Consider the following 26,317-nt stretch of genomic DNA (forward strand, 5'->3'; position numbering starts at 1 on the left):
TTCAAAAAATATGGACAGGAATACCACTCCCGTCCATATTTAACCAACTCAAAACTTCAATTAATAACCAGGGTTTTGTTCAATATTGTTATCGGACAGAATAATTTCGCTAGCAGGAATAGGTCTCAATAAATGCACCGATGGATCAAAAGAACCATGATCGATCACATGGGGATTGTAAAGCTTCATACGCTCCTCTAGTTTGCCCGTTCTTTTTAAATCGTTCCATCTATTGGTTTCCCCTGCAAGTTCCAAGGCCCTTTCATCCAAGATATCGTCTATGGTTACGGCGGCATAGTGGTTCGCCACGCCCGTAGCACGCTCCCTAACGATGTTCATATGGGAAATGGCCATAGCCGGATTACCCGCACCTAGGTAAGCTTCAGCTGCAATCAAATGCGATTCGGCCACCCTGAACACAAAAGTGTCCCTATAACCGCCTTCCGCCTCATCAAAGCCGACATCGTCGAATTTTTTGAAAATGGGGAAGTTCGTGGTGTTCGTATTCGCCGTATAAAGGTAGTTGACCCCAGGCACGTCTACGGGAGCATCGTTGTAGTAATACTGATCGGGCTGATAGACATAATATCGGTCTAATTTATCGGCCAACTGATCGGCGGTCAATGCATTCTTAGGAAAATAAGCAACCGTATCACCCACGGCAATTATATCGGTACCCACAGAATCTACGACATTGGCGAACAACGTCCTATGAATGGTTGCTTCTTCCCTAGTATCGTTATCATCGAACAAGGAATAGAAGAACTCGGTAGGCATTGCATTACCATCCCTGAAACCATATGGGTTTTGCCTATTCATTCCAGGCAATTGGTCCACGCTGTACATTAATATGGAGTGCTTGTTGTTGTTACGGTCTTCGTAATCACCACCTGCACCGTATTGTATGGCAAACAACACTTCATCATTTACCTGGTTGTCGTAGTCGAATACCTGGGCGTACGTTTGTGACTTGATATCATAGCCATCAATCGCACTTTCTGACAAGGCGGCGGCTTTTTCAAAATCATCAGAACCGGCAAAGGAGGTATAAGCCCTTGTCAGGTATACCTTTGCCAATAAATGCTGGGCCGCCCTTTTCGAAAACCGACCGGTTTCAGGATAGGCCTCTAAATCGGGAATCGCCTCCTCTAGATCGGTAATGATCTGGGTATAGGTCTCTTCTTCGGTCGAACGGGTGTAATCGGAACTAATTTCCGTAATTTCTTCCAAGGAAATTACAACCCCGCCAAACTGTTGCACTAGATTGAAATAGGCCAAGGCCCTCAAACCTTTTGCCTGGGCAATACCATTATCACGGGCAGATAGGTTAGAGTCGACCCAAGAGATTTCATTGGTAAACCGGTTGACGACTATATTGGCCTTACTGATTACACTGTAATTTCTACCCCATTCGGAAGAGAAGCTACCGTTACTGCTGTTAAGGTTAAAATAAACGTTCAACGAACTTAAATCGGTACTGATGTTTCCTTGGGTGGTAAAAATATCCGTTCCCAACATGGCTACATCATACCCCTTGTATACCGGTCTTAGGGCGTCGTAAATACCAACCACCAATCTATCCGCGTTATCTTCCGAAATAAAGTCCTCACCTGTTAGGTTGGTGTAGTTCTCTTCCTCTAAGTAGTCGTTACAGGAATATGTGGCAAAGCTTAGGGCCAAACCCAATAGCAACCTTCCGATGTTCTTTATATATCTATTCATTTTCTTAAAATTTTATCTTTAGAATGCAACTTTTAAACCTATCAAGGTAGTACGTGTCTGAAAGCTCATATTGTATGAGTTTTGCAACCCTGTTTCAGGATCTGGCCCTTCATAATCGGTAAAAGTGAAAGGGTTTTGAACATCGACCGACAATCTTGCACTAGACATTTTCAACCTATCCAATAGCTCGCTAGGAAAATTATATCCTACCCCGATATTCCCTATCTTAACGAAAGACATATCTTCAAACCAGTACTCACCTACATTTGGCGTAACACCAGGCAAGGGGTTTTCCGCATCGGGGTTGTCGGGGGTCCAATACGAAGTACTTATTTTATTAAATGCAGTCTCACTGGCATTTATATCGTGATGTTGATGAAATTCGGAATGGCCAAAAACTCCCTGTCTCGTATACATCATAACCGACATATCAAGGTTTTTATATTTAAAGGTATTGGTCATACCCCCTGTCCAATCGGGTGCCGTTGTACCAATGACCACCTTATCGTTTACGGCATCGATGGCTCCGTCGTTATTTTGGTCCTTGAATTTGTACTCACCGGGCACCGCCCCATAAACCGCGGCTTCCGTGGCTTCATCTATTTGCCAAATACCCAATTTTTCATATGAATAAATGGCGTCAGAAGGTTCTCCTACGATCAAGGCACTGTGTGTACCGAAAACCTGTAATTCTAAATCCCCTTCCAGTTTTAATATTTCATTTTTGTTTTTGGCAAAGTTCAAACTGGTGTTCCAACTGAAGTTTTCGGTTTGAATGTTTTTGGTGTTCAAGGTAAACTCTACCCCACTGTTTTTCATTGAACCAAAGTTCCCCACCGCACTATCGAAACCGGTCAACATTAACAGGTCTCTAGAGAATATAGCCCCTTCGGTCTTTTTATCGTACAATTCCAATGAAAAATTGACCCTGTTGTTGAGCATTCCAAAATCGAGTCCGAAATTGATCTCTTCTGACTCTTCCCAAGTCAACTTGTTATTGGAGAAGCCGCTAACAATATTCCCGTTGGTCAAATTATCACCATAGAGGTAATTGGCCCCTTCAAGGAAGGCAAAAGATTGATAAGGCCCTACGGTATTGTAGTTACCCGATTTACCATAACTCAACCTTAGTTTTAGGTTAGACAGCCAATCGGCGCCCTGTAGAAATTTCTCTTCACTTGCCCGCCATGCGAATGCTGCAGATGGAAAGAAGTTCCATTTGTTGCCCTCGGCCAATTTAGAGGCCCCGTCATATCTTCCGGTAAAGGTAAACAAGTACTTGTCGTTAATATTATAGTTTAAACGACCGGCAAATGAAGCCGTGGTCTCTTTTTGGTAGTACGAGCTATTCTCACGAATATCGGTACCCGCACCTGTATTATAGAAGCCGTGAAAATCAGGAACATTTCTCGTCTCTATATTATTACCTTCGAGTTGATCATAATAGACCGAAGCGATCAAAGTAGTACTCAGTTTTTGCTTATCGGTTATATCGAAGTTGAAGTCCGCCGTATTGTCCCAAGTATAAGAATTGTTCCAATCCGTACCGTAATAAGCCCTTGTTCTTGAAGGGTCGTTCCTTGCCGCTTTGGTAAGCAAGCCCCTATGCTCCCCGTTTCTTGTAGTAGATAAGTTGGGAGAAAAAGTTGTTTTCAAGGTTACCTGATCGCTAGCCGCATATTGCAAGTAGAAGTTCGATATCACGTTCAATATCCTTTGGTTGACCTTCCAAGCCCCGTTCACCTCATAATAGGGGTTCATAAACCTTGGGTCTTCATCGTCGGGAACCAATATCAATTCCCCATTATCATCATAAGGATCTACGGTAACGGGCAACCTATAGGCACTTCTAAAAAGTTCCCGACTACCTGATTCTTGCTCCGAATACGAAAGATAGGCGCGTAGACCTATGGTCAATCGGTTTATTTTTTTTGACAAAGACACCGATGCGGTATAGCGCTCATAGGCTTGATCATTGCCCACTACGCCCTCATCTTTTAAATAGCCAATAGATCCACTATAGACCAATCCATTCTCTCCACCCGACATAGAAACGGTATGGCTGGTCTGCATTGCCGCCCTAGTAATGTAATCTACCCAATCAAAATATCTTCCGTTGGCTATGTTGTCGGTTTCCCCATTATTAAAAAACTCGGTAGACCGGTTAAGGGTATAATTATTGAAATCCGCGGCCGAAAGGTTTGATGAAGGGTTATTCAACCAATCTGTTTTCCATTGTTCAGCCCGCAAGCTATCATCGATAAAATCAACATACTCGCTTCCCGACATGGTATCCGGAAGATTGGTCGCCGTACTGATACCGAATGAGGCATCGTAGGAAAACTGGGTCTTCCCTTCTATTCCGTTTTTTGTGGTAATGATTACCACCCCGTTGGCACCTCTTGAACCATAAATGGCGGTTGCTGAAGCATCCTTTAAGATATCCATTTGCTGGATATCGGCCGGGTTAAGCAAGTTAATGTTATCGAGAAAAATACCATCGACTACATATAGGGGCCTTGATAAATCTTCCGTTACATTGTCGCTCTGACCATCTTTATTCGCTTGGTTGCTGTTGGTAATTACCGTATTACCCCTAATCCGGATAGACAAGGGCGACCCTGGTTTTGAGTTCAGCCTTCTTACATCTACACCTGCTACCGTACCCCGTACAGCCTGTCCCAAATCGGTTTTTCGTTGTTCCGTCAATTGCTCCGTTCCGATAGATGCAACGGCACCGGTCAAATCGGTTTTCTTTACCGAACCGTACCCAATTACCACAACTTCATCAAGTCCCATAGAGGATTCACTCAGTTGAACGGTATAGGTCGAGGTACCGGTCAAAGCAACTTCCTTGTCTTCATATCCTATATATGAAACCACTAAAGCCTTATCGGAATCGCCTACCGATATGACAAAATTTCCGTCAAAATCAGATACAACACCATTGTTCGTACCTTTTACTAAAACACTGGCACCTGGCAAAGGTATATTAGCCTCATCGACCACAACACCGGAAATCTGTGTTTGCGCCCATGAAACTGTTGTCACCCCTAAAAGGAGGAATGCCATTAAAAGTCTGAGTTTTTTCATTTTAATTTAGTTAGTTGAACATTATACCAAACCTAAGACTCTTGCCCCCGATCCTTATGGACATATTCTCCAAAAACATGGATAGATTTCCCATCCCCTTATTTTACAAGGGTTGCCAAGTATGTTAAATACTAATAATTAATTTAAGATATCGTAAAAAAAGAGGGCAAAAACACTAATATTCCTTTTTTTTATTCTAAAAACTGCCAAATCAATTTCAGCCTCTTTTTGTCAAATTAATAGCTTAACGACGCCCATCCCCCCCTTAAAATCAAATTGAATGCAACAAAAAACCTCTGGGTTCTTACGAATCCCAGAGGTCTTAAAGTTTTAAAACGAGGCCCCTTCTTCAGTGGGCATCAATAACAAATACGCGGTTTACAATTTCCTCAACCAGATATTTCTAAACTGTGTCTTATTGCCATGGTCTTGCAATGAAATAACATCATCGCCATGTGCGGAAGGATAATTATGTAGACCGATATAATAGGTATTTCCATTTATAACACTGTGGTTTTGAACAAGAACCCCATTATGAAGTACGGTAATCGTAGCTTTAGAATCTAACCTACCATCTTCTTTAAAACGTGGAGCCCTGTAGATTATATCATACGTATTCCACTCCAAGGGACTGCGCATGGCGTTGACCAAGGGTGCATGGTCTTTATAAATGCTTCCTGCCTGACCGTTACGGTAGGTTCTGTTGTTATATGAATCCAAAATTTGGAGTTCGTACCTGTTCTGTAAAAATACACCGCTATTTCCACGTCCTTGGCTTTCTCCCTCTACCTTATCGGGAGCACTGAACTCTATATGCAACTGGCAATCGCCAAATTTCATTTTTGTACTAATCCCTCCGGAACCCGGTACGACTTCAAAGTGGTCATTGTCCACTATTTTCCAAGGGGCAGGCTTGGTATTATCTTTTTGGCTTACCCACTGGTCAAGATTGCTTCCATCGAACAAAATGATGGCATCGGAAGGGGCATCCCCTAGCTTTTCACCTGGGGTTACCACCGGAACTTCCGGTTCCCAGATTTCGGTCATCTGAGGCTTCATGGGCATAGGAGAAACTTCGGGAGGGGTACTGGAGTGTTTTTGTGCCGAAAGCTGTATGGAGAACAAACAGGCCAAGGCACATACTAGTGATAATTTTGAATTCATAATGAGATTACATTTTGTTTTGATTCAGTATAGTTCTATAAAAAACTAAATATAGCTATAACCGACCAAAATCATCGAAATAAAATTGCTAAATACCAGAAACCACACTGACCATTTTGGCCGCTCTCTCCTTACAATCGCTTTCCGACCATCCTAATTTTATAAGACAAGAAACCGTACGGCCCACCCATTTATCGCTAGCCGAAAAGTCAGACTTGGAGTAGTCGGGCAATCGTTCATAGACATCTTTGGGCAGCCTGCCCAAGGAACGTTTTTCTATCAGGTGCTCCCATTTACGGTAATAATGCCAATTATTGTCGTACCAGTAAAAACAGGCATCGACCCCGGCCTTACCCAATTCGGTATGTGCTTTTTTAGCTTTTTCGGCATCGGGCATAAAGAAGTTCAAAAACGCATAACTCTCTTCCCCTCCTTCAGGAACCCTTCTAAAGCTTACGTTCGGCAAGTCTTGTAAAGCCTCCCTTAGAATGGTGTAATTTTTTTTCTGAATGGCCAAAAACTCGTCTAACCTTTCAATTTGGGCCAAACCTACCGCGGCGTGCAGTTCCGATATTCTAAAATTATATCCTAAGAAGGGATGGGTTTCCGCTCCCCTGTCCTTCCCTAGGTGATCATGTCCGTGATCCGAATAATGATCGGCATTGGTTTTATAATCGTCGTTATTGGTTATTACCGCACCACCTTCCCCACAGGTAATGGTCTTAACATAATCGAAGGAAAAACAGCCCAAGTCGCCATAACTGCCCAAGGGTTTGTTTTCAAACGTACCTCCTATGGCCTGACAGGCATCTTCCAACAACAACAGCTGATGTTTTTCGCAAATAGCCTTTAAAGCCTTTAGGTCGGCCATAGAACCGCACATGTGCACCGGCATGACCACCTTGGTACGCTCCGTTATGGCATTTTCCACGGCTTGTGGATCCAAGGCCAGGGTATCGTCGACATCGACCAAAATAGGCACGGCGCCAATCGCTAAAATGGACTCAAAACTGGCCACAAAGGTAAATGTGGGCATAATAACCTCATCGCCCGCACCTACACCGGCACTGGCCAAGGCAACCGTTAAAGCTGCCGTACCGCTGCTTACCAATTGGGCGTGTTTTACCTGCATTTTATGGGCAAGTACCTTTTCAAGTTCAAGGGCCTTCCAGTGGCCATTGCGCATACCGTCAAAACCGTATCGCATCAGGACCCCTGAATCCAATACGTCGTTTAGCTGTTGGCGTTCCTTATCTCCGAATAATTCAAATCCTGGCATATGTTATTCTAGGTGTTAGGTGTTAGGTGTTAGGTTAAATATCAGTTTATTTCAATGATGCTTTCCTCAATATTTTTTCTGACTTTTTTAAATTCGGAAAACATATCGTCATCGGCCCTATAGCCAACCGGAAGTACCAAAACCGAGGTGAGTCCTTTTTCCTTCAAATTTAAAACCGTATCGTAGGCAGAGGGAAGGAAGCCTTCCATAGGGCACGAGTCTATTTTCTCCATGGCGCAAATGGTCAACAAATTGCCCAAGGCCAAGTAGGCTTGATTTTTAGACCACTGCTCTATTTCGTGCACTTCCTTTTTTGAGAAGTCGGCCACTAGTGCCTTTTTAAAAGGATCTAAAATATCCGGGCTTGTACCCCTGATTTTTTTGACCTGTTCAAAATAGCGACTTATATAGGCCTCATCGATATCACTTTGAATACAAATAACCAATACGTGGGAGGCTTGTACCACTTGTTGTTGGCCGAAGGAGTGCTCGACCAATTCCTTTTGTAGTTCTTTATTGCGAATGACCACCAAAGTAATGGGCTGCAAACCGTAGGAAGTTGCCGTGAGGTTGAAGGCCTGTTTTAACCGTTCAATTTTTTCTTGCGGAAGTATTTTTTCCGAATCGAACTTCTTTACGGCGTAACGCCATTCTAAATTTTTAATAGAATCCAAACTCACTTTATTTATGTTTTCACCGATGTGAAAAATGATGATCAGCCATGTTCTAAAAATCAGGCTTGTACTACGTATCGGCTTAAACCTAATGAATCTTTCAAGTTAGCCCCGATACTTTTTGGTATAAGCTTCTGCAAAAATAGGATAATTATAAAACCCGGCCCATTATTAACGTATACGGAACGGATTATATGGTTTTCGTTTTTTATCGAACGAACTTTTTAGAAAATTCAGGCCATGGTCAACGATACTAAAAAGACCTTTCATCCCTACTATTACCATTAAGGTTGAAAAAAAAGATTATTTTAGGTATTTAATCGACTTTACCATAAAGTTAGTGACAGCCCCGATTTGGAAAAAACTGAAATAGATAAGAAAATTAGTTTAAAAGATGCCATTTCTATAGGGATTGGCGGTATGGTCGGGGGTGGAATTTTTGCCGTTCTTGGATTGGCCGTTTCCCTTGCCAAAGGAGGTACGCCCGTTGCTTTTCTTTTTGCTGGTATAATTGCATTATCAACAGCCTATTCATACGCCAAACTCTCAAAAAAATATCCCGAAAATGGGGGTACGGTCAGGTTTGTTCACCAGCAATACGGAAATGGTATTTTTGCCGGCGGAATAAACAATCTACTATGGGTCAGCTACATTGTTATGCTGGCATTGTATTCTTCAGCTTTTGGCTCCTATGGTGCCCAATTGGCGCCAATGAGCGGCGATAAGGAAATTGATGTCAGAATTTTTCAATCTGCGATAATCATAGTGGCGTTGTTAATCAATTATCTAAGCGTAAAACTTGTTGGTGACATTGAAGCCATTGCGGTCATCGTCAAGCTGATTATTCTAATTGCATTTATTGGCGTTGGCTTTTACGGGTTTACGCTACACCCGGAAAACTTAGGGCAACTATTGCCTGAAAACTGGGAAAGTCCCATTTTACTACTTTCCGGAGGCATGGTCATATTCGTGGCATATGAAGGTTTTGAATTAATAGCCAATTCCATTGCCGATCTTGAAAACAAAGAAAAGAACACTGAAAAGGCCTACTTTGGAGCGGTAGGCTTCGTAGTCATACTCTATATTCTAATTGCAATTATTACCGTAGGAGCCTTACCTTTTGAGCAGATTACCAATGCCGAAGATTATGTTTTGGCCAAAGCGGCAGAACCCACTTTGGGGCAAATTGGATTTACCATCATAACCGTAACCGCCTTAATCTCTACCTTTTCGGCCATAAGTGCCACTATTTTGGGAAGTGGCAGGGTAAATTATGACATTGCCGTAGATAAAGAGCTTCCCTCTTTTTTTTGTCATCAATTGTGGGGTAAGCCCGTAGGTTTGGTAATAACCGCAGTATTGTCGGTAACATTGGTGAACTTTTTCAACTTACAAAGTATATCAACTGCGGGAAGTGTCGGGTTTTTATTGATTTTTGGTATCGTCAACTATATTGGTTACAAAAAGCATATTGAATTAAACTCTAAAAAGTGGATCCATATAGCGGCCAGTATTCTTTGCTTTGCCGCTTTCTTGACCTTAATCATCCAACAATTTTCCCAAAATAAAACGGGGGTCATAACGGCAGTGGGTATCATTTTACTTTGCTTTTTACTCGAATGGGCCTACAAAAACACCCCCTCGAAATAGCGCACTATTTTATAGAACAAGGGTGTAATTAGTTCTCATTATAACCGTTATTTGCAAGTACGATATTATTTATTCGATTTACATTAAACCCAAAAAAATCATGTCTTCAGAAAAAAAACCAAAGGAAAAAGCAAGACTTCATGTCCGAAACAAAAACCGGGAGAGATATGATTTAGAGGCGTTAAAAACGGTTCAACCTGAATTAAAAGGATTTATCAAACCCAACAAGTTTGGTGTAGAATCAATAGATTTTTCAAATCCGCGTGCGGTCAAGCTTTTGAACAAAGCACTGTTGAACCACTATTACGGGATTGAAAACTGGGAGTTTCCCGATGAAAATTTATGTCCGCCCATACCCGGAAGAGCAGATTACATTCATCATATTGCAGACGTGCTGGGCGATACGAATGCAGGCAATGTCCCATCGGGAAATAAAATAACCTGCCTTGAGATAGGCGTAGGCGCCAGTTGCATTTACCCCATAATCGGAGTAACGGAATACGGGTGGAATTTTATCGGTTCAGATATTGACCCGAAGTCAATTGTTTCCGCAAAACACATTGTCAATTCCAACCCTAGCTTAAAAGGCAAGATCGAATGTAGGTTACAAAAAAGTGCACGTGATATTTTTCGTGGCATACTGTCACCAGACGAGAAAATCGACCTCGTCATATGCAATCCCCCTTTCCATTCTTCCATGGAAGAAGCCCAAAAAGGATCTCGAAGAAAAAAAAGAACCTCTCGGGGAAAAAAGTGAAGACCCCTAAACTCAATTTTTCAGGAATCGGCAATGAGCTTATACATGATGGGGGTGAAGCCAGATTTATTGAAAATATGATATGGGAAAGCCGAAAATTCAACAAAAACTGTTATTTATTTTCAACGTTGGTCTCAAAAGAATCCAATCTTAGAAGAATATATAAATTATTGGAAAAGGTCGAAGCCCATTCCATCAAAACTATCCCCATGGGAACGGGCAATAAATCGAGCCGGATAATAGCATGGACCTTTTTTTCAGAAGAAGCACAGAAAGAGTGGGTCGCCTCTAGGTGGTAAGGTCGATACGCAAGACTTTCGGTTCGGGTTCGAATAAATTTGTCAAATGCAAATATTGTGGTGAAAGCCCCTGTTCCAGAAAAATTTTCACCCCAACCCCAATTATGGCGTTCGAGTCAAGCTTACCCCCTAAGGTCAAGGGCGTACGATGCGTCTATCTGGAAAATATGATAGAACAAAAGGACTTTGTTTTGGAGACTTTGGGTTCTAAACTTACCAGGCTATAAAACAAAAAGAGGCTGTCTAAAAAAGCGGCCTCTTTTTTTGTAATAAGTTCAAAGGATCGTAACTTTAGTTATTAGCCGAAAAGTAGTATGGAAGCCCCATGACCAGGACCAGTTGAGCCTTCTTCCCCCCTCAGTTATGATGATCTGGTGCCCAAAAATATGGCCCACGACCTTAAAAAGGCAACTTTAAGGGCATAGGGGGCCTCTTACCCAATTCTGTCCAAGGGAAATAAATCGAAAAAACGCAACATTAAACCATGCGCCCACAAATCATCCCTAAATAAAAAGACCGCCTAAATGTTTTTAGACGGCCTCTTTCTTCGGAGGATGGAGGTCCACCTACAGAACCTCCAGGAAAGCAAACAATCTTTAAGCGCTTAGGCCAATGAGTTGGCATATTCCAACTCTTGCAGTTTTCTAAGTGCTTCCGATTTTGAATTGACATCTAATTTTAAATAGATGTTCTGCACGTGAAAATTAATGGCACTGGCCGTAACGAAAAGTTTTTCGGCTATGGTCTTATAAGTTGCGCCTTGGGATAGGTAATCGATCACTTGGTTTTCTCTTTCCGAGAAAATCTCGATCGATTTTCGCTGAAACTTTGAAATAATCTGTCTGATGATATCATTGCTCATCGTTGCACCATCTGACTTGATCGAATCAAGGGCGTTGTAAAGCGTACGTTCACTCACCGGTTTGGATAGGTAGCCATTTGCGGTATTTTTGAACGCTTTTTTGACCAAGTCAAAGTTGTTCTGGGCACTGAGCATGATAATCTTCACCTTTGGGTCTTTCTTTCTAAAGAGTTTAATACCCTCTATACCGTCAATTTCGTCAAGAGCTACTTCTGAAAAAACAATGTCTGGCGAAATGGTGTCATATTCCGCCAAGGCATCCTTGACCGAAACGTAGATTCCTTTTAGGGAATACTCGGTATAAGACTCAAAATACTTCTGGTAAGATTCGTGCGATGATAAATCATTATCGATAACGATAATTTTTAAAATGTTAGTTTCCATGGTAGTGGGATTTTTAGCATCTTATTGAAAATCAATAAAATACCTGGTTAAATTTGGGTTTACTCTTACTAATTTATCGTTCGGTAAAACGATTTTTATTTTCAAATTCGGCGTAGGAAGGCTCTTTCCCGTTGATTCATAAATCAAGAGATTGTGATATCCGTTTTTTTTGTTTTGAACAAAGACCTATGGTTAAGGCAGTACTCTGCCGGGTCTCGGTTACGGAACGAAACGGATAAATGCGCTATACGCTGGGTGAATCGATAAGTTTTAACGCTGTAGGTAAAGCTTTAAAACCTAAAATGATCGCTTTGAAAATTTGTCTCTATCAAACGTAGGGACAATGCACTTTGTTGAAGGGTTCAAGTGTGCTCTTCTTGTGATAATGTCGTAGGTAATAATGGTACATGGCTTGTGGATTTGGGGTTAATAAATAGGTTCATTTGGTATGGTTATACTCAAACTTAAGCATTATTTCCATCGTGAATATTGCCTACCCTCACATTTTCGCCAAAATGCAACCAAGCACCCTATTCAGGTGCATTACATCCGTTTTTTAATACCAGTTATCGAAGAATAAGAAGTGAATATATCATAAAATGCCTTTAACCATACCCCTATAAAACAAATAAAACAGCGGGGCCTCCCCCGCTGTTTTAGCCTAATTTTCTACCAAAAAATCAGGTCCCACTAACCATAAGTTAATATTGTTATTAGTCTTCGTATATATTGTTCACTATAGCTGAATGATCATCTACTTGCATGATCCACTTTTCATCTTGGTACTTTCCGTTCAAGTTAGATACGTATGCCATTTGGGCTTCTTCCTTGAAATTATAATCGGCCAAGTACACATAGTGCAATCCGTTCTCTTTGTTGTAAAACTGTCGGGCATCTAAACCTTGTTGTTTTAAGGTTTCCATAAAGGCGTTCAAGTACTTTTCGTTCTTATATACATTGGCTATTACATAGTACCCTGCTTTTACACCAACGATATCGGACTGGTTAAGAATCTTGATCGGAAGCTTTACGTAATCTTTAATTTGTTCCGTACTTTCCTCCTTGGCCACAATGGGTTGTGCCTCGGTTTCCGCAACTTGTTCTATCGTCTTTTCCTGTAGGCTTTCCTTTGCGTCGGCTGAAGCCGTAGACATGTTCTCTTTCATGGCCACATAGCTATCTAAACTATTGAACCTTTTAGGCTCTTCTATTTTCGTTCCGTCGTTAGGATTGTATCTCGTCTTTTTAACATTGCTGGCCAAAGCCGTATTTGCCGTATTTACCGGTGTTCTTGGCTTTTCTTCAACATCGTTGTTCAAGCTCTCTTTTATTTCCTTCTTAAGCACATCTACCAAAGACTTCAATTGCTTTTCAAATGCGGCATCACGAGCGGCATCTATAGAGTCTTGTCTGATGATCAGTTCGTCTAAGATCAAGCGGTTCTCGTAGGCCATACTGTTGATATCGCCTTCCATTTCGGGAGAGAAACTTTTTTGCACTTCCCTTTCCCCTCTAGTACTGTTATTGGCAAGGCTTTTTTGGTTCTCGGCAGTCAATCTTAAAATCTGTTCTTCGTAGTTTCTTACGATACGGTCAACTTTGGCATCTTCAGAGCTATCGGCAAATGCATCCATACTGGAGCCATGGTTATCAAAGGTATAGGCCAAAGATACTTCGTGATTCCAGCCTAAGTCGGCATCATCGGTCATCAAGTCTTTTTCCAATAAGTATCCCAATGACATACGCTTGCTCAGGTTAAAGCCTAGGCCCAATGAAAGTCCGTAATCATCGTCAAAGTTCGTTTGGAACCAACCGTAATCCGGTAAGTCTAACAATATAGAACCTACGTAGCCCAATCCGCCTTCCTTGTTCTTTCCGACTTGTACCATTGGCATCAAACGGGCGTGGGCAAAAAGTCCCCTATTGGCCATAAATTGATGGGTATACTGTACCGAAGCCTTTACGCTCTTGGTACTTAGGTTCGTTAAAAATTCATTGGTGGTCTGGTTATATTTAAAAAGTTCGGTAGCATAAAGGCCAAAGTCGAATCCTCCTAAAGATAGGGTCACGCCAGGTTGAACGGCTACCTTGCTCTCTTTTTTGGCATCTGAAATTTTATTGTCGGTATCGGCCACTACCACGCGGTTTTGGTCTAAACCTTCGGTATAATAGGTAATATTGGTGCCAAAAGTCAATTTACTCTCTTCACCTAATTTTACTGCCGTTGCATAGTTCGCATTGAAACCAAATTCTTGAACGACACCTGACCATTGACTATAAACACTGATTCCTAATGCAGTACGGTCGTTTATTCTATTACTGAAGCCCAAGAAGTAGTTCTGGTTGTTGTCTTCAAACGTAGCGTACTGGTTTCTATGCAAAATATTGATATATGATTTGTTTTCCCTTACCAAAGAAAAGGTAGGATTGATCAAAAATCTATTGAAGAACAACTGGTTGTGATAAGTGCTCTTAGAGTTGATCTCGGTCACCGCGGCTTCTTGTCCGTAGTTAGACTCTGTACCGAAGATGGCACATAATAGAAGGAGCAGGTAAATTTTGCGGATATTATTTTTTTTGTAGCTCATGGTAGTGAAAATTTGGGATTATTGTAAACTAAGGGTAACACTATCTATTCTTGTTGGGTCGAAAATCGGGACTCAAGTGGTAGATGCCCGTAAATTCTAAGAATGTTTAGACTACCTAGGATTTGGGTTATAAACCGGCGACGGTAATCGCCGGTGTATCTTAAACCCCATCCTTTAATTAATCTTCTTCAAATAAATTTGAAGTAAAGCGCAGTTCTGAATCCGTATTGAAGGCTTCGAGCGTACGATAGTCGCTGTTGTCTTCAGTCGGTCTTTTATTGGCATAAGTGAAGGCCACTTTTTGTACCTCGGCATTACGATTGCCTCGGTTAGACATCACATATCCTTTTCCGTTTTCAGAGGTAAACGATATAGCAAAATCATCTTCGCTACTGTTTATCGGGCTACCCAAGTTAACCGCTAGGCCAACATGCTTCTGACCTACTTGGGTCATGTAGACATCGAGTCCGCCCTGACCTTTTCTTCCTTCAGAGGCAAAGAACAAGGTATTTGTTCCGACCACATTCGGATAAAGGTCATCTTTCTTTGTATTTACTTTTTGACCAAGGTTTTTGGCGACGCCCATGCTTCCGTCTTTACGAATGGCCGATACATATATATCGTACTCACCAAAGGTACCTGGCATGTTAGAGGCGAAAAACAAACGTTTACCATCGGAAGATATGGAAGGGTGCATTGCCGACGCGTGTTTTGGGGCTACGGCCACTTCCTGAATGTTCTTCCATTTGCCGCGTACTTTTTCTGCCTTGAATATTTTGTGTACTTCCTCTTCTTTAGAAAACAGGCCGTACAAAGGCTTAACCATTACTTTTTTACTAAAATAGGCGGTCTTACCATCGGGCGAAACGGCCACTGGCATCTTATAGCCATTGTGGTCTACGTTCCCGTCTCCTAAAAAGGTCCTAAGTTCGTTTTCAACTATGGTTTGGTCATCTACTATGAATTTGCCATCCTTTCGTTGAAAATCTAGCTCCCTATACCTTTCGGTCAAAGGCTGATCTAGTATATTTTTAGATGTTTTAGATTTTACTTTATAATCCGAAGCAATTTGAGCGACCCAGTCATTGTTATCGGAACTGGTAGCTGAACCGATATTATGATATTTGGCCAAAGCGTAGTCGTAACGCTTTTGATAGTTTTTACTCAAGCTGCCAGACTTACTGACCTCTTTTAATTTATCATACCAAAACAAGGCGGTATCATAATTTTTATTCAAGAAGTTAGCGTTACCCAAGTCTTCAAAAATTTCTTTATCTTGGTAACCTTGACTCCTAAGGTATTGGTAATTTTCCATCCTTTTGTTGGTAGCTTGGAGAGTTTCGGCAGCATTGTCTCTAGTCGAATACTGAGCAGTTACTGAACTGCAGCAGCACGAAAAGAAGCCGGCGAAAAGCACATTGTAAAATAGCGCATTTTTCATAATAAATTCGATTAGGGGTTAATATCTTCGACAAAGTTCACTAAAACTCTTATATCTACACTTAGTAAAAATTCATAGGTTTTGCCCCAAAAGCGGTTTTTTTATGTTAAAATTATCGATAAACTGCACTTTTCTCAGTTTAAGAACCAAAAAATCGGATGAAGTAACCAATTCGCCACCTATTAATTCCTACTAGTACGTCCTGTTATTTTCCCCATTCGATTTTTCCATAAAGCAGTTATCCCATCTTAATTTTAGTTTCCATCATACGACACTTTTCTAGTTTGAAGACACACGGATGTTCTTTGGAACAAATTCCGAATCGATAAAAGAAAAAAATCGTTCGGATTCGATCGCAAAAACCATCTTCCAACCTATATAGCACCTCAAATATCGGATAAGGTTACTTTGATGGGGACACTTTCATTATCATGGCAAGCGTATTGAAACCGGTTTATCGTTCCCTTGTGCCTTAACAGCATTTTAACGTACCGAATGTCGGTTCCCTCTTTTGCCTACGACCAATGAAGCAGGAAGCGATGGCTGTAAAAAGTCGCCTTTTGACATAACCTAAAAACAATCAATTTAAAAATTACACTATGAAAAGAATAGCAATTAACGGAATGGGGCGAATAGGCCGAACCGCATTAAAGGTCATACTAGATACCCCTGAACTGGAAGTAGTTGCGGTCAACGATATTGCATCCATTGAAAACATCGCCTATTTATTGGAATACGACAGTGTACATGGAAAGTTCGAGAAATCAGTCGATTTTCAAGAAGGAAAGTTAATCGTAGACGGAAAAGCCATTCGCTTCCTGAACGAAAGAAATCCGGAAGACCTACCATGGAAGGAATTGGATATTGATGTGGTAATCGAAAGCACGGGTATTTTTACGAAGTATAAGGATGCGGACAGGCATATTAAAGCAGGAGCGAAAACCGTAGTCTTGTCGGGCCCTTCAAAGAGCCCTGAAATACCTACCGTAGTTCACGGGGTCAATTCCGACGACGGCAAAACCAGCATCTTTTCGTGCGCCAGTTGCACCACGAACAACATTAGCCCCATAATTGAAATCATAGGGAGGCGTATCGGAATCAAAAAGGCCATTATGACCACGATTCACGCCGATACCAGTTCTAACGCCATGGTCGACTCACCGAACAAAGGTAATTTTAGAATGGGACGTTCAGGTATCAACAACCTTATTCCCACAACAACAGGGGCAGCCGTTGCCACGACCAAGGCATTGCCCGAATACGCCGGTAAGTTTGATGGTATGGCGGTTCGCGTACCCGTTGCCGTGGGTTCTATTTCCGACATTACCATCGTAACGGAGAAACCGGTAAGTGCTGAAGAGGTAAACAAAATTTTGGAGGAAGAAGCGCAAACGGACCGTTATAAAAAAGTATTGCAGACCACCTATGCCCCTTTGGTTTCCAGCGATATTATCAAAAGTCCTTACGGATCCATAGCCGATCTATCCCTAACCAAGGTTGTAGACGGTGATTTACTGAAAGTACTGGCATGGTACGATAACGAATGGGGCTTCACCAATCAGATGATCCGTCAAATCCTCGGTTTGTAATTGAAAACAGATTAGATTAATCATAATTCACTTATAAAAAACAGGCCAAGCTTTTATAGTTTGACCTGTTTTTACTTTATACCCCTTTTTCTTTTTTGTAATTTGATGCGATTTTTAAAATTTATCTTTTGAAGAAGATACTTTGCTTTGCGGTATTTTTCACCTTGGTCAGCTATCCTATGTATGCTCAATCCATTCAAAAAGAGCAATGGGGAACCGTAAAGGGGAAAGAAGTTTCGCTCTACACCGTTACCAATAAAAATGGAATGAAAATGCAGATCATGAATTTGGGCTGCATTATTACCTCACTCTTCGTTCCCGATAAAAACGGAAAATTGGACGATGTGGTCCTAGGCTTTGATAATTTGGAAGACTATGTAAAGGGCCATCCTAGTTTCGGTACCACCGTGGGAAGGTATGCAAACCGAATTAAAGATGCCCAATTCGTTATGAACGATTCCGTTTATAAACTTACGGCTAACGAAGAAGGTACCGCCATACATGGTGGGAACGAATTCAGGGACGCCGTTTGGGATGCCGAGATCGTTTCTAATGAAAATGGTGAAGGTCTGCGATTTCATTACCTATCGCCCGATGGTTCTTTTGGTTTTCCGGGAAAACTTGATGTTTACGCCACGTATCTTCTCAATGACGACAATGCCATTTATGTGACTTTTGAGGCGGAGACCGATAAGGATACCCATGTAAGCATGACCAACCACAGCTATTTTAACCTGAACGGAGCCAAAGAGTTGATTTATGACCACAGGGTACTCGTTGATGCCGATACCTATACGGAATTTGATGAGGATATTACCCCAACCGGAAAATTACCTCGGTTAAAAGAAACGGCATGGGACCTTTCTTCGATGACCCGGTTAGGCGATAAAATTCACGATATCCCCTTAAACGGCTATCACCACTGTTATGTTTTGAATAAGGAGGATGGCGAAATGAAAAAGGCCGCAGAAGTTATAGAACCGAACTCGGGCAGAAAACTAGAAGTGTTCACCACCCAACCGGGAATAACCGTCTACGCCAGTAATGGACTGGACAACATTACCGGAAAATACGGCATTGACTATATCCCCCATATGGCCCTTTGTCTAGAAACCCAAGATTTACCGGATGCCGTAAACCATCCTAATTTTCCATCCACACTCTTAAAACCAGGTGAAACCTATTCCGAAACCGTTGTATACGATTTCGGCATCGTTAAATAAGCTAGGGCCAGCCTATGCCTTTTTAAAATCCCTTATAATATCAATATGTGGTCTATGGGGTCTGCCTGCAGCCATTTCATAGTGAGATGGAACATCATTGACCCCATTGCGGATCCCTTCATATATACCTGCTATTATGGTCCCCATAAAATCACCTAAGGCTTCCTTTCTTTCCGCTGCATATTCCGCTACGGACACGGAGTTAAATTTTAGGTTTAAGCCATATACCTCGTTAATGAGGTCGGCCAACTTTGCTTGGGTAATGGCCTCGCCCACTAAGTTATAGACATGTCCGTTGTGCTTATTATCCAAAAGCATTTGGGCATAGGCATAAGCCAATTCCCCCCTACTGGTATAGCCACACTTTCCTTCACCGGCACAGTTTCGAATCTCACCATCTTTCGCATAATGGTCAATATACTCTAAATCAGGCTCTATATAAATGCCGTTTCTACCGATGGCCCATTCGAGTCCAGACTCTTTGATATCCTCTTCGGTCTGGCGGTTACTTTTTACGACCGGACTAAAAGCCGTGTTCGCTTCATCGCCAACAATGCTGGTATAGACTATTTTTTGAACCCCGTTTTGTTTTGCCGCCTCAATAACGTTTCTATGCTGTTGGATTCGTTTCTTGGGGTCATCCATCCCAGAAACCAAAAGAACCGTATCGATGCCCTTTAATGCGGCATCAAAATCTTGACGGCTATTATAATCACCTTTTCTGACCTCTACACCAAGATGTGTGGCCTTTTCGGGAGTTCGGGCAATTCCTATTACATTTTCTTTTCCGATCTCATTTATCAATTGGCGCACGATTGAAGCCCCTAATTGTCCACTTGCGGAGGTTACTGCTATTGTCATGATTGTCGTATTTGTCCTAAATTACAATTTTGCTTTTAGCGCCTCTAGTTCTTTCTCTAGATTATTGGCTTTTGCCTTGAATTTCTCCATGGCCTTTTTCATCTGGCCAATCTTTTTGAAGGCCTCTTCGTCTTGTACCGCCTGATAGGTAACAACACCTTCTTTTTCCTTTATCTTTGATTTGCTGCCGCATGTAGGGCATATTGCTACTTGACTCATAATTGTATCTTTTTCTTTTACAAAATTCAAAAAACAAGAAGCTCCGTTAAAGGTAAATCCACTATTAAAAATGGTAAATATGACAATATAATGATGGTAACCTACTTATTCGGCTATCTTCAAATGATCGATAATACCACTTTGTGAAATTGTTTTTAGCCTTCTTTCAGGTTTGTTCCGGTAGCCGATAATAATTGAAATGTGCATGAGCATTTTATCAAAGTCGAATAGACCCTGACAATCCCGACAACATGTATCTTCGTTTCCTCTTGAAGGTCCGCCCACCCATTCGTACTTGGCCCTCCCATCATAAAATATCATGTGTATGGCCACCCCATTTTGATACTGAAAGTTCATGGAGTAGCCATCCAAATAATGTTCCGGCTGTCCGAACCGATAGTTGTTTACTTCCATGGCCTTACCCTGACCAAAACCAAGTCCGACACCAAACAAGACAAGCCAAATACAGCTAGCCCATTTTGTTTTCATTTCTCCAAGATTTTAAGTTGGGTACAAAGTTGGTACAGTACGGCACCCCCAGGTAGGTAAATGTTCTAAAAGAATGGTAAATATGCGAACAGGGGCGCTAAAATTCGGCCTTGAACCGTTTTGGAGTAATGCCGCTGTGCTTTTTAAAGAATTTGGTAAAGTTCGTTACCTCATCAAAGCCCATGGCATAGGCGATTTCCTTTAGGCTGGAATTGGTACTCGCAATGGCTCTTTTTGTTTCGAGAATCACAAATCCGTCAATAAAATGCTTGGCCGTATTCAAGGTAAACTCTTTTACGACCTGATTCAAATGTGCGGTAGAAACGTGCAGCATTTCTGCATAATCCTTTACATTTCGCGTCTTCACATACTGCTTTTCCACCAAATTCCTGAATTCAAGAAACAAGGGGTAATGAGGCTGATTTTGCCTTACCAAGGAATTGGAGGCATCATCGCGCTCCAGTCTTAACAAGTACAGTTCAAGAATTTTGGCGAGAATGTTCTGTTGGGCCACACTAGGCCCACGTTTGAATTCCTCCCCTAATTGTTTAAGAAAGGGTTCCAATCGGGTATTTTCCACCAAGGGTTCGGAAAGGTGGTAGTTGTAGAGATGGGAAATATATTCAACAGAGAACTTTGAGAAATATTTTAGGATAAAATCCTCGGTAAAGATAACCAAGGCGCCTTGGTAGTTGATATCCTCTTGAAAAGCATGTACTTGTCCCTTGGCTATTTTTAAGACACTCCCTCTTTTTACCGGATAGGTTTTAAGGTCGATTTTATGGTACCCACTCCCCTCGGTCACCAAGAGCAGGGCAAAAAAAGTGATACGGTGCGGCTGCCACGGATTATGGTCTAGACCTTTGTCTATTTTAGCGGACAGTTCAGCCATGCTCAAAACATCAAAGTCCCTTATGTGCTCTTGCCCTTCAAATGCTATACTGGGGATATTGTTCAATGCCGTTTGGTTTTCTTGCTTATCGAATATGCTAAGTTAAGACGATTCGCTTAAAACAGAAGCCTAAAGTCTGACAACTGGCACAAAAGCAGTCGCTTTAGCTTTTTCTTTTTAACCAAAACCAAAGCTCCCCATTTTCCATAACCCGATGTTTTCGAGTTACAAGGTATTTTTATTTCACTGTAGAGAAAAACGACCTAGTTGAGCAACAATAACGCTTTTTGGGGAATAAGAATTTTATCTATGGTATGTATGATCCCGTTGGAAGCTTCAATATCGAACTCAACAAAATTGGCTTGCTCATCAGAAGCATCTTGTATCGCCAAGCCACCTGCCCCTTCTACCACCTCTATTGAATCACCGGAAATCAGCGTAGGTAACACCCCTACCTTTAAATCATTACGGGCTATCACTTGTTCTAGCACATGACCTAGAATAATTTCTTTTAAAGCCTGTTTTTCTAGAATACTTGAAAAGTCCTGAAAAGAATTATAGTCATCCCCAAGCGTTTTGAACAGGGTCTCGATTGCAGTATTTGTTGGGGCGAAAACCGTGTAATCGCCATCATTGAACCTACCTTCCAATCCGGCTTCCGCAATGGCCTCTGCGAACATTGACAAGTCATCGCTTTCATTTACCAAATCGATCAAGGATGATTTCGGGAACAAGGCCTCCAGCACGGACTCCGGTATCAAAACCTTGTCGATGATGTGGAGAACCCCGTTGGCCACCTCGATATCGGCCGTGGTTATTTTGGCTTGCATCTCCGTAGTATCAATAATATACACGTCGCCATCTACCGTAATTTTAATTTCTTCGGATTGCATGGTCTCCAAAATGGAACCGTTGGAGAGTTCGGTAGAAAAATTGGCCCCTCCTATAATTGCATGGTACTTCAATACTTGCGCAAGGATCTCTTTTTCGAGCTCTTCATCAAAATCAAGTACATCGGTATATTCCTTTAAGGAAGCTAAGAATTCGGTAAAGGCTTCATTGCTCGGCACAAAAAATGTAAGCTTTCCGTTTTCATCCGAAAGTTTTTCCACAAGGGCATCGTCAATAGTTTCCAAGGCTTCGACAGCAATGGTCAAACTATCTTCCGATTGAATAAACTCGGCAGCATTCACTAAGGTTTCATCATCAGTCGCCTCTTCCCCAGGAGTCTCCCCTGCAGTTTCCTCGGTCTTGTCTTCCTCTTTACTAATTTCCTTCTCAACATCATCGGCAATATCATTTCCTTTTGAACATCCTATGGCCATTGATACTCCCATAAGCAGCATCGCCAAATTTTTAAGAAATCCTTTTGTAGTCTTCATTTTCATGCGGTTTAGTATCTAGCCACAAAGTACTTCTTTATATAAGTTGTAATTCGTGCTTTTCTTTAATTCTAGGTTAGTTAAAGTTTAAATTTGTAAGTGCAGCCCCAAACACTTAGGAGGTAGCATTGGCCAATTGAGGCATTTCCCCTTCCTCAACATTCGTATCGGACAAGGTTTTCAAAAATGCAATGAGTGCTTGCTGCTCTTTTTCGGTCAGGTTCAGCTCATCAAATGGCAAAGTTTGGTGCGGTAAGTCGAATCCCATTCCGCCGCCACCGCCTTTGTTATAGAAATCCATAACCTCCTCTAAGGTATTGTAAACCCCATTGTGCATATAAGGTGCGGTAAATTCGGCATTCCGTACCGTTGGGGTTTTGAACATGCCCAAATGTTCTTCTTTATTGTAGCGCCAATAGAAACCCAAATCATCGTCTAAAGTTTTGTTCGCTTTGGTTTCCGGAACCCCAATAACCTCTTTTTCAGTTTCTGCATAAAAGGGAGGTACCGTACCGTTGGTCAAGGGAATAAAGTGGCAGGTAGCGCAAAGGGCTTTCCCCATAAACAGGTTCATACCCAATTTTTCTTCGGCGGAGAAGGAATCTTCTTCACCTCTCATGTTTTTATCGAACTTAGAATCAAAACCGTTCAAAGTAGAGATATACGATGAAATCGCCTTTATAATATCTGTATTTCTATTGGAAATTCTACCAAAGGCATCTTCGAACAAAACATGGTAGGTGCTATCTTTTAGAATATCGGTGGAAAACTCGTGTACGCCCGTATTGAATTCTTGTTCATTATTAAATACCGATGAAATCTGATCTAAAATATTCTCGGCACGTCCGTCCCAAAAAAAACTTTTTTGAAAGGCCGAATTGATCAAGGTGGGGGCATTGCGTTGCAACGGACTCCCATTATTCCCGATACTGACCATTTTTCCGTCGGTATAGGCCTTATCTGGCATATGACAGGTAACACAGGCCATCGTGCCCGACTGCGAAAGATTGGGATCTAAAAACAATTTCTTGCCCAAGGCGATCTGTTTTTCGGACGGGTTCCTATTGATCGGGGGAGTGAAGTATTCTAGGTTAAAAGCGTCTTTTTCAAAAAAGGTGGGGGCATCAAAATTAAAAGGTTTGTTGTTCACCCCTTCCCATAGTCCGCTCTCCTTTCGTATGGCCACCCAGTTTCGGGTAATGGGGCTCATATACTCTCGAATAAAGGTATAGCGATCAAAGGCATTGAAATCGGCATTCTTTTCAATAAAAGCGACCGCCCGCGCTATGTTAAGGAGGAACTCCGTATCCAATTCCGCATTTTTTTCTTTTATAAGTTCACCTAGACTATGGTCATACACTTCTTTTAAACTCTCTAGCGACACTACGGTTTCGGAAAGTCCCAATTGACTCACAGGAGTATCAAAGCCAGAAATACCCATACTTATGATCCGTAAGAGTTGTTGATGGGTAGCGATAAAAAAACGTTCGGCATTCAATTTGCGTTCGCCCACGTTTTGCATCAGGTTTACCAATAGGCCCTTGGTCAGCTGGGTCTCCCGTACAAAAATTGCCGGGTCTTCCCCTCCTTCATAAATAGATTCCTCTATTTTTTGGAGCCCTATAGGGTTTAGCACACGTTCCGTGTCTTCCGCAAATACAGGCAGGGCCGGGCCATTGGCACGATGTCCGACTTCAGGGTTCAGGTAAGAAGCATAGGGTTCCGCTTTTTTAAAGGCTATACGGAGGTCCGTAAAGATTCGTTTGGCCTCATCGCTCTCCGCATCCACTTTACTCAAGGCATCGATCAACTCAACGGCCTCGGTCATATTTTTATGGTAGTATTTTTGGGCATAGCCCCAGTCGACATTCTCGGTCTTAAGAACCGTAGCCAATTGCTCATTTTGATTTTTACAGGAGAAAGAACCCAATAGTAGTGTAAGAAAGAAAATCGATTTATACATAACTCGGTAAATTGAAAGAAAATTATAAATAGGGAAAGACCCCCATGCAATCCATGGAGGTCTTTCAACATCATATAGCAAGGTCTTATCTAGGCAAACCTTTTAAGATAACGATTTGTCCACCCTGATTATCTTCCCTGGCACCTGCGGCAATGGCATCAGGCCTATCAGATTCCATATCGTGGCCGTCTTTACTCTTGAAGTCGTCATTCTGCCAGTAGTGGGGCTGTAGGTTCAATAGGAAAGTATCATCGACACCAACTTTATCGGATATGTCGACCAAGGCACCGAACTCTCCACTGAAACCAGTGCTTCCAGAGGGATCAAGGTCATTTCTAACCACCAATTCCAATACGACTTTGGCATTGTTACCATTTAAATCGGTTTGGTAGATTGCAGCGGCATGCCCCCTATCAAAAGAGTTGGGGTCTTCTTGAAGGTAAACAAAGTTCTCGGTAACGGTAATGTTATCCGGACTCTGAAGTCTCGAAATGTTTCCGTCCATATTGTTCGTATCGGTGTTACCACTTATAATTTGGGTCAATTTACCCGTCAAAGGAGAATCTTCATCCAACTCTAATTTGTAGGCGGTACCCCAGTCGTTATACGTGCCCCTGCCCGGACCCCTACCCGTTACGGCAAAGAATACGTTTCTTGCATTGTCTATAGAGCCTTTTTGGTAATCTACATCTTCAACACGCATGAAAGCGGAGGCGCCAACGGCAACACAAGCATCTTCCATTTCGTTTTTGGTCAAATCGGCACCATTTTCGATTTCAACAAATTCCACTTCATAGGTTTCCCCAAAAGCCAACTGACCTTCATTGTAGATCACACCTTCTTCAACTGCCATTGGAGCAATTGGGTTTCCATTGGCATCGGTAGAACCAGAAGCCACTTCCTTAAATTTCAAAACATAAATTTTACCATTATTGAAATCGGCATCGCCATTTTCAGAATAGTAAAGTGTAACCTGTCCTTCCGAACCCGATGAATCATCATCGCCACCGATGATAACCGTTTTTCCTTTGTACGTATCCCGTGGTAAAGGAACCGCATTCTCCCATGAGAATTCGCCCAATGCATCCAGACCAAAATCTGCGGTCGGTGTAGGTACGGCAACATGAGGGTCTATTCCCTTAACATCGTAATGAAAGCTCTCAGAAGCAGAAAGGAATATATCCCTTGGCCCACCGTGAATATCGGCTTCCCACATGGTACCGGAACATTGACGGGCAAAATCTGCAACACCGGAGCTCAACAACCATTCACCTCCTATTGGGTTGAGGTTTTTATCCAAGTGAATACGGCTAACAGCGTAATCGTCTTCTGCGTTCACAACGTACATATATCCATCACCATCTTTCAAAAAACCAGCACCATCTTGGGCACCCACCAATTGAAAACCGTCTTCCAAAATATCGGTTGAACTAATTAAAGAATATGCCTTGACAAAGTTGAAGTTCGAGTTAATGGCCACTAAAGGCTCAAGCTCGGATTTGTTCTCGAAGATGGTCCCCTCTTCTTCCCCCTGATTGCCATGGCCAAGATAGTTTTCAAGTTTTTCACAGGAAGTAGTTGCCACCAAACCTGCCAGTAATAACATTTTAGATACTGTTTTCATTTTGTTCTTTTGGTTATTTGTTACAATAATTTGGAACAAAAATATCTTAGCAAAACCCAAATATTGTTAACTGACCATGGTGTTACCTTAAATTAAAGTTCATCATTACGTTAAATCGTTAGCTTAACGTTACCATCTATTTTGATTCTAAATAACAGCGTG

General features: G+C 41.9%; 20 protein-coding genes. 5 read left to right on the forward strand and 15 right to left on the reverse strand.

Annotation, left to right across the window (positions count from 1 at the left end):
- Nucleotides 1-60: 60 nt before the first annotated feature.
- The 5 genes from ZOBGAL_RS21740 to ZOBGAL_RS21760 all read right to left on the reverse strand — a co-directional run bounded on the left by ZOBGAL_RS21740 (nt 61) and on the right by ZOBGAL_RS21760 (nt 7,932).
- Nucleotides 61-1,722, reverse strand: coding sequence for a RagB/SusD family nutrient uptake outer membrane protein (locus ZOBGAL_RS21740; protein WP_013995944.1), 1,662 nt, complete (start codon nt 1,720-1,722; stop codon nt 61-63).
- 18 nt (nt 1,723-1,740) lie between these two features.
- The gene (locus ZOBGAL_RS21745; protein WP_013995945.1) at nt 1,741-4,815 is read right to left on the reverse strand and encodes a SusC/RagA family TonB-linked outer membrane protein; all 3,075 of its coding nucleotides are present in this window, start codon (nt 4,813-4,815) and stop codon (nt 1,741-1,743) included.
- Between the two features lie 378 nt (nt 4,816-5,193).
- Nucleotides 5,194-5,979, reverse strand: a complete 786-nt coding sequence (locus ZOBGAL_RS21750) for a 3-keto-disaccharide hydrolase (RefSeq protein ID WP_013995946.1) — start codon at nt 5,977-5,979, stop codon at nt 5,194-5,196.
- Nucleotides 5,980-6,067: 88 nt separating this feature from the next.
- A complete protein-coding gene (locus tag ZOBGAL_RS21755; protein WP_013995947.1) occupies nt 6,068-7,258 on the reverse strand; it encodes a DegT/DnrJ/EryC1/StrS family aminotransferase in 1,191 nt (396 codons plus the stop codon).
- A gap of 41 nt (nt 7,259-7,299) precedes the next feature.
- Complete coding sequence (locus ZOBGAL_RS21760) at nt 7,300-7,932, reverse strand: nitroreductase family protein (RefSeq protein WP_046288140.1); 633 nt, start codon at nt 7,930-7,932, stop codon at nt 7,300-7,302.
- Nucleotides 7,933-8,286: 354 nt separating this feature from the next.
- Here ZOBGAL_RS21760 and ZOBGAL_RS21765 point away from each other — a divergent pair, with 354 nt between their 5' ends.
- The 3 genes from ZOBGAL_RS21765 (at nt 8,287) to ZOBGAL_RS23985 (ending at nt 10,638) form a co-directional block, all read left to right on the forward strand.
- A complete protein-coding gene (locus tag ZOBGAL_RS21765) occupies nt 8,287-9,582 on the forward strand; it encodes an APC family permease (protein ID WP_013995950.1) in 1,296 nt (431 codons plus the stop codon).
- A 100-nt stretch (nt 9,583-9,682) separates the two neighbouring features.
- Nucleotides 9,683-10,339, forward strand: a complete 657-nt coding sequence (locus tag ZOBGAL_RS21770) for an RlmF-related methyltransferase (protein ID WP_013995951.1) — start codon at nt 9,683-9,685, stop codon at nt 10,337-10,339.
- Entirely contained in the window at nt 10,255-10,638 is a 384-nt protein-coding gene (locus ZOBGAL_RS23985) for an RlmF-related methyltransferase (RefSeq protein WP_013995952.1), read from the forward strand. Before ZOBGAL_RS21770 ends, ZOBGAL_RS23985 begins: the two co-directional genes overlap by 85 nt.
- A 604-nt stretch (nt 10,639-11,242) precedes the next feature.
- On the opposite strand, the gene ZOBGAL_RS21775 is transcribed toward ZOBGAL_RS23985, so the two are convergent.
- From ZOBGAL_RS21775 to ZOBGAL_RS21785, 3 genes are all read right to left on the reverse strand, one after another.
- A complete protein-coding gene (locus tag ZOBGAL_RS21775) occupies nt 11,243-11,884 on the reverse strand; it encodes a response regulator transcription factor (RefSeq protein ID WP_013995955.1) in 642 nt (213 codons plus the stop codon).
- 713 nt (nt 11,885-12,597) lie between these two features.
- Nucleotides 12,598-14,472 (reverse strand): PorP/SprF family type IX secretion system membrane protein, encoded by a 1,875-nt coding sequence (locus tag ZOBGAL_RS21780; RefSeq protein WP_013995956.1) that lies wholly within the window; start codon nt 14,470-14,472, stop codon nt 12,598-12,600.
- A gap of 178 nt (nt 14,473-14,650) precedes the next feature.
- On the reverse strand, nt 14,651-15,913 hold the full coding sequence (locus tag ZOBGAL_RS21785; protein ID WP_013995957.1) for a TolB-like translocation protein: 1,263 nt from the start codon (nt 15,911-15,913) through the stop codon (nt 14,651-14,653).
- Nucleotides 15,914-16,512: 599 nt separating this feature from the next.
- On the opposite strand from ZOBGAL_RS21785, the gene gap reads away from it, so the two are divergent.
- Both gap and ZOBGAL_RS21795 read left to right on the forward strand, forming a co-directional pair.
- Nucleotides 16,513-17,502 (forward strand): type I glyceraldehyde-3-phosphate dehydrogenase, encoded by a 990-nt coding sequence (gene gap, locus ZOBGAL_RS21790; protein WP_013995959.1) that lies wholly within the window; start codon nt 16,513-16,515, stop codon nt 17,500-17,502.
- A 128-nt stretch (nt 17,503-17,630) separates the two neighbouring features.
- On the forward strand, nt 17,631-18,725 hold the full coding sequence (locus ZOBGAL_RS21795) for an aldose epimerase family protein (protein ID WP_013995961.1): 1,095 nt from the start codon (nt 17,631-17,633) through the stop codon (nt 18,723-18,725).
- A gap of 12 nt (nt 18,726-18,737) precedes the next feature.
- On the opposite strand, the gene ZOBGAL_RS21800 is transcribed toward ZOBGAL_RS21795, so the two are convergent.
- From ZOBGAL_RS21800 to ZOBGAL_RS21830, 7 genes are all read right to left on the reverse strand, one after another.
- Entirely contained in the window at nt 18,738-19,586 is an 849-nt protein-coding gene (locus tag ZOBGAL_RS21800) for an SDR family oxidoreductase (RefSeq protein ID WP_013995962.1), read from the reverse strand.
- Between the two features lie 21 nt (nt 19,587-19,607).
- Nucleotides 19,608-19,805: a hypothetical protein gene (locus ZOBGAL_RS21805; RefSeq protein WP_013995963.1), complete on the reverse strand. Its 198-nt coding sequence runs from the start codon at nt 19,803-19,805 to the stop codon at nt 19,608-19,610.
- 105 nt (nt 19,806-19,910) lie between these two features.
- Nucleotides 19,911-20,294 carry a hypothetical protein gene (locus tag ZOBGAL_RS21810; RefSeq protein ID WP_013995964.1) on the reverse strand — a complete coding sequence of 128 codons (384 nt, stop codon included), beginning with the start codon at nt 20,292-20,294 and terminating at the stop codon, nt 19,911-19,913.
- A gap of 97 nt (nt 20,295-20,391) precedes the next feature.
- Nucleotides 20,392-21,252 carry an AraC family transcriptional regulator gene (locus ZOBGAL_RS21815; RefSeq protein WP_013995965.1) on the reverse strand — a complete coding sequence of 287 codons (861 nt, stop codon included), beginning with the start codon at nt 21,250-21,252 and terminating at the stop codon, nt 20,392-20,394.
- 197 nt (nt 21,253-21,449) lie between these two features.
- Nucleotides 21,450-22,568: a fasciclin domain-containing protein gene (locus ZOBGAL_RS21820; RefSeq protein WP_158499758.1), complete on the reverse strand. Its 1,119-nt coding sequence runs from the start codon at nt 22,566-22,568 to the stop codon at nt 21,450-21,452.
- A 115-nt stretch (nt 22,569-22,683) separates the two neighbouring features.
- A complete protein-coding gene (locus tag ZOBGAL_RS21825) occupies nt 22,684-24,531 on the reverse strand; it encodes a cytochrome-c peroxidase (protein WP_013995967.1) in 1,848 nt (615 codons plus the stop codon).
- Nucleotides 24,532-24,616: 85 nt separating this feature from the next.
- Entirely contained in the window at nt 24,617-26,155 is a 1,539-nt protein-coding gene (locus ZOBGAL_RS21830) for a PhoX family protein (RefSeq protein ID WP_013995968.1), read from the reverse strand.
- Nucleotides 26,156-26,317: the final 162 nt, after the last annotated feature.

The sequence above is a fragment of the Zobellia galactanivorans genome, assembly GCF_000973105.1.
GTDB classification, from domain to species: domain Bacteria; phylum Bacteroidota; class Bacteroidia; order Flavobacteriales; family Flavobacteriaceae; genus Zobellia; species Zobellia galactanivorans.